Origin of the sequence: Streptomyces sp. XM83C (genome assembly GCF_023072675.1) — a bacterium.
In the GTDB taxonomy this organism is placed as follows: Bacteria; Actinomycetota; Actinomycetes; order Streptomycetales; family Streptomycetaceae; genus Streptomyces; species Streptomyces thermocoprophilus.
The window spans coordinates 1-6,710 of sequence record NZ_JALLGL010000319.1; the positions used below are offsets into that span (position 1 = coordinate 1).

General features: G+C 73.6%; 6 protein-coding genes and 1 riboswitch. Of the genes, 2 read left to right on the forward strand and 4 right to left on the reverse strand.

Annotated features, from left to right (window positions below):
• A partial coding sequence (locus tag MTQ10_RS25860; protein ID WP_247472570.1) for an aminotransferase-like domain-containing protein occupies positions 1 to 1,132 on the forward strand: 1,132 nt, incomplete at its 5' end.
• A 25-nt stretch (positions 1,133 to 1,157) separates the two neighbouring features.
• Here the strand turns inward: MTQ10_RS25860 and MTQ10_RS25865 are convergent.
• The 3 genes from MTQ10_RS25865 to MTQ10_RS25875 form a co-directional block, all read right to left on the reverse strand.
• Positions 1,158 to 1,736 (reverse strand): 2'-5' RNA ligase family protein, encoded by a 579-nt coding sequence (locus MTQ10_RS25865; RefSeq protein WP_247472571.1) that lies wholly within the window; start codon positions 1,734 to 1,736, stop codon positions 1,158 to 1,160.
• A gap of 137 nt (positions 1,737 to 1,873) precedes the next feature.
• The gene (gene trpS / locus MTQ10_RS25870; RefSeq protein ID WP_247472572.1) at positions 1,874 to 2,887 is read right to left on the reverse strand and encodes a tryptophan--tRNA ligase; all 1,014 of its coding nucleotides are present in this window, start codon (positions 2,885 to 2,887) and stop codon (positions 1,874 to 1,876) included.
• A gap of 234 nt (positions 2,888 to 3,121) precedes the next feature.
• The gene (locus MTQ10_RS25875; protein ID WP_247472573.1) at positions 3,122 to 4,570 is read right to left on the reverse strand and encodes a glycine hydroxymethyltransferase; all 1,449 of its coding nucleotides are present in this window, start codon (positions 4,568 to 4,570) and stop codon (positions 3,122 to 3,124) included.
• A gap of 32 nt (positions 4,571 to 4,602) precedes the next feature.
• Positions 4,603 to 4,712: riboswitch (ZMP/ZTP riboswitch) on the reverse strand.
• 308 nt (positions 4,713 to 5,020) lie between these two features.
• On the opposite strand from MTQ10_RS25875, the gene MTQ10_RS25880 reads away from it, so the two are divergent.
• Complete coding sequence (locus tag MTQ10_RS25880) at positions 5,021 to 5,869, forward strand: hypothetical protein (protein ID WP_247472574.1); 849 nt, start codon at positions 5,021 to 5,023, stop codon at positions 5,867 to 5,869.
• A 43-nt stretch (positions 5,870 to 5,912) separates the two neighbouring features.
• On the opposite strand, the gene MTQ10_RS25885 is transcribed toward MTQ10_RS25880, so the two are convergent.
• Positions 5,913 to 6,668: a decaprenylphospho-beta-D-erythro-pentofuranosid-2-ulose 2-reductase gene (locus MTQ10_RS25885; protein ID WP_247472575.1), complete on the reverse strand. Its 756-nt coding sequence runs from the start codon at positions 6,666 to 6,668 to the stop codon at positions 5,913 to 5,915.
• Positions 6,669 to 6,710: the final 42 nt, after the last annotated feature.

Below are 6,710 nucleotides of genomic sequence, written 5' to 3' on the forward strand. Positions count from 1 at the left end.
CGCCACCCCCGCCGACCCCAACGGCGCCTGGTACACGTCCGGCATCCGCATCGGCACCCCCGCGCTGACCACGCGTGGTCTCGGCACCCCCGACCTCGCCTCCTTCCCCCGCGCCGAGTGGCTGAGGGCCGCCCGCCGCGCCCTGGCCGCCGCACCCAACGACGCGCTCGGCTACGGCGATCCGCGCGGCCGGCGCGAGCTGCGCACCGCGCTCGCCGGATATCTGGCCCGCGTCCGGGGCGTGCGCACCGACCCCGACCGCATCGTCGTCACCAACGGCTTCGCGCACGGCCTCACCCTGCTCGCCCGGGTGCTGCACGCCCGGGGCCTGCGCTCCCTCGCCGTCGAGCCGTACGGCCTGGCCCAGCACTGGGACCTCGTGGCCCGCGCCGGCCTGGCCACCGTGCCACTGCCGCCCGACGACCACAGCGCCCGCGCGGAGAGGTTCGGCGAGGCCCGCGCCGTGCTGCTCAACCCGTCCCACCAGTTCCCCCTCGGCGGCGCCCTGCCTCCGGGGCAGCGGGCCGCCGTCGTGGACGGGGCGCGGCGCATCGGCGGGATCGTCCTGGAGGACGACTACGACGGGGAGTTCCGCTACGACCGGCAGTCCGTCGGCGCCCTCCAGGACCTCGACCCGGACCACGTCGTCTACCTGGGCACCGCCAGCAAGTCCCTCGCCCCCGGTCTCAGGCTGGGCTGGGCGGTGCTGCCGCAGTCCCTGCTGCCGGACGTTCTCGACCACGGCGGCGCCCGCTCCGTCGGTGTCCTCGACCAGCTGACCCTCGCCGAGTTCATCACCTCCGGCGCCTACGACCGTCACGTCCGCGCCGCCCGGCTGCGCTACCGGCGCCGCCGGGACGCCCTCGTCGCCGCGCTCGCCGAACGGGCCCCGCACATCCGGGTCACCGGTATCGCGGCCGGCCTGCATGCGGTGCTGGAGCTGCCGCCCGGCAGCGAACAGCCGGTGGTGCAGGCGGCGGCCTGGCAGGGCCTGGCCCTGGCGGGCCTCGGCCACTTCCGCCACCCGGACGCCGTCACCGAGCCGAGGGACGCCCTGGTCGTCGGGTACGGCACCCCGTCGGACAACGCGTGGAAGGGTGCGCTGGAGGCGCTGCTCAGGGTGCTGCCGTGACCCCTGCGGCAGACCGGGCGGCGTGCTACCGGCGGAAGACGCTGCCCTGCTCGACGCTGCCCGCCTGCGGCGGCACCGTGGACCCGCCGAAGGGGAACTCGCGGAGCTTGCGCCACACGCCGTCCGGGCCCTGCTCGTACAGGGCGAAGCCGGTGCACGGCCAGTCGGCGCCGTACCCGGCCAGCTCGGCGAAGGCGCGGTCCATCGCCGCCTCCTCGATGCCGTGGGCGACGGTGACATGCGGGTGGTACGGGAACGGAAGGTCGCGCGCGACCGGTCCGGAGGCGTCCCGGATGCGCTTCTGCAACCGGGAGCAGTCCTCACCGCCCTCGACGACCCGCACGAACACGACCGGCGACAGCGGACGGAACGTGCCCGTGCCGTGCAGCCGCATCGGGAAGGGCCGCCCGGCCGCGGCGACCTCGGTGAGGTGCGCCTCCACGGCCGGCAGCAGCGTGTCGTCGATCTCCGTCGGCGGCAGCAGGGTGACATGCGTGGGGATACCGAAGGCCGCGGCGTCGCCGAAGCCCGCGCGCAGCTGCTGGAGCTGGCTGCCGTGAGGCTCCGGGACCGCGATCGACACGCCGATCGTTACGGTCCCCACGTCGTCTCCTGTCGTCGTGACGGATGTGTTCCCAGCCGTCGGCTATCGACTGTACGGCCACGGCCGGGCTGCGGGCAGGCGCGAGCGGAGTGATGTACAGCGCTCGGCCAGTGGTACGTCTGTGCGCGAGGGGGCGGTCAGTGCTTGGCGGGCAGGAAACCGACCCGGTCGTAGGCGTGGGCGAGGGTCTCCGCCGCGACCGCCCGCGCCTTCTCCGCGCCCTTCGCCAGGATCGAGTCCAGCGTCTCCGGGTCGTCCAGATACTGCTGGGTGCGCTCCCGGAACGGCGTGACGAAGTCGACCATGATCTCGGCGAGGTCCGTCTTCAGAGCGCCGTACATCTTGCCCTCGTACTGGCGCTCCAGGTCGGCGATCGACGTGCCGGTGAGGGTGGAGTGGATCGTCAGCAGGTTGCTGATGCCGGGCTTGTTCTCGACGTCGTAGCGGATCACCGTGTCGGTGTCGGTGACCGCGCTTTTCACCTTCTTCGCCGTGGTCTTCGGCTCGTCGAGCAGGTTGATGAGACCCTTCGGCGTGGACGCCGACTTGCTCATCTTCACCGACGGGTCCTGAAGGTCGTAGATCTTCGCCGTCTCCTTGAGGATGTACGCCTTCGGCAGGGTGAACGTCTCCCCGAACCGGCCGTTGAACCGCTCGGCGAGGTCACGGGTCAGCTCGATGTGCTGACGCTGGTCCTCGCCGACGGGGACCTCGTGCGCCTGGTACAGCAGGATGTCCGCGACCTGGAGGATCGGGTACGTGAACAGGCCGACGGAGGCGCGGTCGGCGCCCTGCCTGGCGGCCTTGTCCTTGAACTGGGTCATCCGGGACGCCTCGCCGAAGCCGGTGAGGCAGTTCATGACCCAGGCGAGCTGGGCGTGCTCGGGGACGTGGCTCTGGACGAAGAGCGTGCACCGCTCCGGGTCGAGCCCGGCCGCGAGGAGCTGGGCGGCGGCGAGGCGGGTGTTGGCCCGCAGCTCCTTCGGGTCCTGCGGCACCGTGATCGCGTGCAGGTCCACGACCATGTAGAACGCGTCGTGCGTCTCCTGGAGCGCCACCCACTGGCGGACTGCGCCCAGGTAGTTGCCGAGGTGGAAGGAGCCGGCGGTGGGCTGGATACCGGAGAGCACGCGGGGACGGTCAGAAGCCATGTGCACCATTCTCTCAGAGTGCGGGGGGCGGTCCCGAACGGGTGGGAGGCGGGGGAACGGGCGGGGCGGACCTGCCTGACCCGGCCCGCCGCCCGGTGGTCGGCGCCCGGTGACGGGTGATCGGTGAGCGGCGCGTCCGGGACGCCCCCGCCTGCCGCCCCGGACGCACGCGCCGCCGCGGCCGGCCCCCGGTGCGGGAGCCGGCCGCGGCGGCCGGGCGGGTCGGTCGCGGCGTCAGCCGAGGTCGATCTCCGGGTACAGCGGGAAGCCCGCGACCAGGTCGGAGGCGCGGCGGGAGATCTCGTCGGAGATCTTCGCGTCGAGGACGTGGGAGGCCTTGGAGGGCGCGCCGGACTTGGTGGTGCCGGGCTCGGCCGCGGTCAGCACCCGGTCGATGAGGCCGGCGACCTCGTCCATCTCGGCGGTGCCGAGACCACGCGTGGTCAGCGCGGGGGTGCCGATGCGGATGCCGGACGTGTACCAGGCGCCGTTGGGGTCGGCGGGGATGGCGTTGCGGTTGGTGACGATGCCGGAGTCGAGCAGCGCCTGCTCGGCCTGACGGCCGGTCAGCCCGTACGAGGTGGCCACGTCGATCAGGTTCAGGTGGTTGTCGGTGCCGCCGGTCACCAGGGTCGCGCCCCGGCGCATCAGGCCCTCCGCCAGCGCGCGGGAGTTCTCCACGATCCGGCGGGCGTAGTCCTGGAACGCGGGCTGCCGGGCCTCGGCGAGCGCGACGGCCTTCGCGGCCATGACGTGCGGGAGCGGGCCGCCGAGGACCATCGGGCAGCCGCGGTCCACCTGGTCCTTCAGGGAGTCGTCGCACAGCACCATGCCGCCGCGCGGGCCGCGCAGCGACTTGTGCGTGGTGGTGGTGACGATCTGCGCGTGCGGCACCGGGTCGAAGTCGCCGGTGAGCACCTTGCCCGCGACCAGGCCGGCGAAGTGCGCCATGTCGACCATGAGGGTGGCGCCGACCTCGTCGGCGATCTCCCGCATGATCCGGAAGTTCACCAGACGCGGGTACGCCGAGTACCCGGCGACGATGATCAGCGGCTTGAACTCGCGGGCCTGCGCGCGCAGCGCCTCGTAGTCGATGAGGCCGGTCGCCGGGTCGGTGCCGTAGGACCGCTGGTCGAACATCTTGCCGGAGATGTTCGGGCGGAAGCCGTGCGTGAGGTGGCCGCCCGCGTCGAGGGACATGCCGAGCATGCGCTGGTTGCCGAAGGCCTGCCGCAGCTCGGCCCAGTCGGCGTCGGTGAGGTCGTTGATCTGGCGGACGCCGGTCTTCTCCAGGAAGGGCGCCTCGACACGGTCGGCGAGGACGGCCCAGAAGGCGACGAGGTTGGCGTCGATGCCGGAGTGCGGCTGGACGTAGGCGTGGCGGGCGCCGAACAGCTCGCGCGCGTGCTCGGCGGCCAGCGACTCGACCGTGTCGACGTTGCGGCAGCCGGCGTAGAAGCGGCGGCCGACGGTGCCCTCGGCGTACTTGTCGCTGAACCAGTTGCCCATCGCCAGCAGCGTCGCCGGGGAGGCGTAGTTCTCGGAGGCGATCAGCTTCAGCATCTCGCGCTGGTCGGCGACCTCCTGGCGGATCGCGTCGGCGACGCGGGGCTCGACGGCACGGATGACGTCGAGGGCGGCACGGTAGGCGGTGGACTCGGTGGACAGCGGCTCGGCTGACATGGGGACCTCCGGACGGCGGCGTTCAGCGTTCTCGGTACGGCCCAGGCGCACGGCACTGTTGTCTTCCGGGCCGCTCCCCGATGGTCCGTCCCATCCAGTGGGTCCCCGCACGGGACCCGGCGCGCCAGTCACGACCCGCGGTCAGCCTACCGGGCGGCCTGCCGGTCACCGGCCGCGCGTCCACCATGCGGGCGAGCGGCCCGGCATACGAGAAGGCCCCCGCCTGCGGGAGGCGGGGGCCTTCGGTGGAGCGCCGGGCAGGCCTTGCACCTGCATCTCCCCACAGGAAGTGGGGCGTCTTTCCTTGGACCACCAACGCGTGCGCTTCGGCCGCTGTTTCCGGCGACCGGCTCAACAAGATCAACCTTAGCAGATCTTGAGGGGCGGCGGACGCCGTGCGGGGGAGCGGCGGGCGTCGTACGGATCTACGCTCGCTGTGTGCTCTTCGGGATGGTGTGCGCGCTCGGCGCGGCGGTCTGTTACGGCACGGCGACGGTGCTCCAGGCCCTGGCCGCGCGGGCTGCCGTGCGCACCGGGGGCGGCGGCGATGTGGCGGTGCTGCTGCGGGCGCTGCGGCAGTGGCGGTATCTCGCGGGGCTCGCGCTGGACGGGGTGGGGTTCCTGCTCCAGGTGGCGGCGCTGCGGTCGGTGCCGATCTATCTGGTGGGCGCCGCGCTGGCCTCGTCCCTCGCGGTGACCGCGGTGGCGTCGGCGCGGCTGCTGCGGGTGCGGCTGAGCCGGCTGGAGTGGTCGGCGGTGGCGGTGGTGTGTGCCGGCATGGCGATGCTGGGGCTGGCGTCGGGCACCGAGGGCGACACGGGCGGTACGGCGGCGCTGCGCTGGTCGGTGCTGGGCGTGGCGCTGGTGGTGCTGGGGCTTGGCGCGGTCGGCGGGCGGCTGGCCGGGCGGAGCCGGGCGCTGGTGCTGGGCCTGGGCGCCGGGCTCGGGTTCGGCGTGGTGGAGGTGTCGGTCCGGCTGATCGACTCGCTCGCGCTGTCCGATCTGGTCGCCAACCCGGCGTCGTACGCCCTTCTCGTGGGCGGCGCCGCCGCGTTCCTGCTGCTGACGACGGCGCTGCAACGCGGCTCGGTGACGTCGGCGACGGCCGGCATGGTGATCGGCGAGACGGTCGGCCCGGCGGCGGTCGGTGTGCTGTGGCTCGGCGACCGCACCCGCGAGGGGCTGGCCTGGCTGGCGGTGCTGGGGTTCGTGGTGGCGGTGGCGGGCGCGCTGATGCTGGCCCGTTTCGGGGAGGCGCCGGAGACGGAGACACGGCCGGTGGCGGAGCCCGTCCCGTAGGGGCGGGCTCGTGCCGGGACGCCGGTCGGCTCGGCCCGCCGTCTCAGATCGGGAGCCGTCGGAACACCGCGCGCGGCAGGTGCCGCAGCGCCGACATCACCACCCGCAGCGTGCCCGGCACCCACACCGTCTCCGAGCGGCGGCGCAGGCCCAGCTCGATCGCGGTGGCGACGGCCTCCGGAGTCGTGGCGAGCGGCGCCTCCTCGAGACCGGCCGTCATCCGCGTACGGACGAATCCGGGGCGTACGACCATCACGTGCACGCCGGTGCCGTGCAGTGCGTCGCCGAGGCCCTGCGCGAAGGCGTCCAGTCCGGCTTTGCTGGAGCCGTAGACGAAGTTTACGCGGCGGGGGCGTTCGGCGGCGACCGAGGACAGCACGACGAGGGAGCCGTGACCCTGGGTCTGCAAGGCGCGGGCGGCGACGAGGCCCGCGGAGACCGCGCCGGTGTAGTTGGTCTGCGCGACGCGTACCGCCGCCGACGGGTCGCGCTCGTCGTGGGCCTGGTCGCCGAGGACACCGAAGGCGAGCAGCACCAGGTCGATGTCGCCCTCGGCGAACACCTTGCCGAGGGCGGTCTCGTGGGAGGCGGGGTCGAGGGCGTCGAAGTGGACGGTGCGGACGTCGGCGCCGAGGGCGGCGAGCTGGACGGCGGCGCGTTCCAGCGCGGGGGAGGGGCGGCCGGCCAGCCATACCGTGCGGGTGCGGCGGGCGATCAGCCGGCGGGCGGTGGCCAGGGCGATCTCCGACGTCCCGCCGAGGACGAGGAGGGACTGGGGCAGGCCGAAGGCGTCCTTCACTGCGGCTCCTGTGAGGTGGTCGGGGTGGTCGGGGTGGTCGGG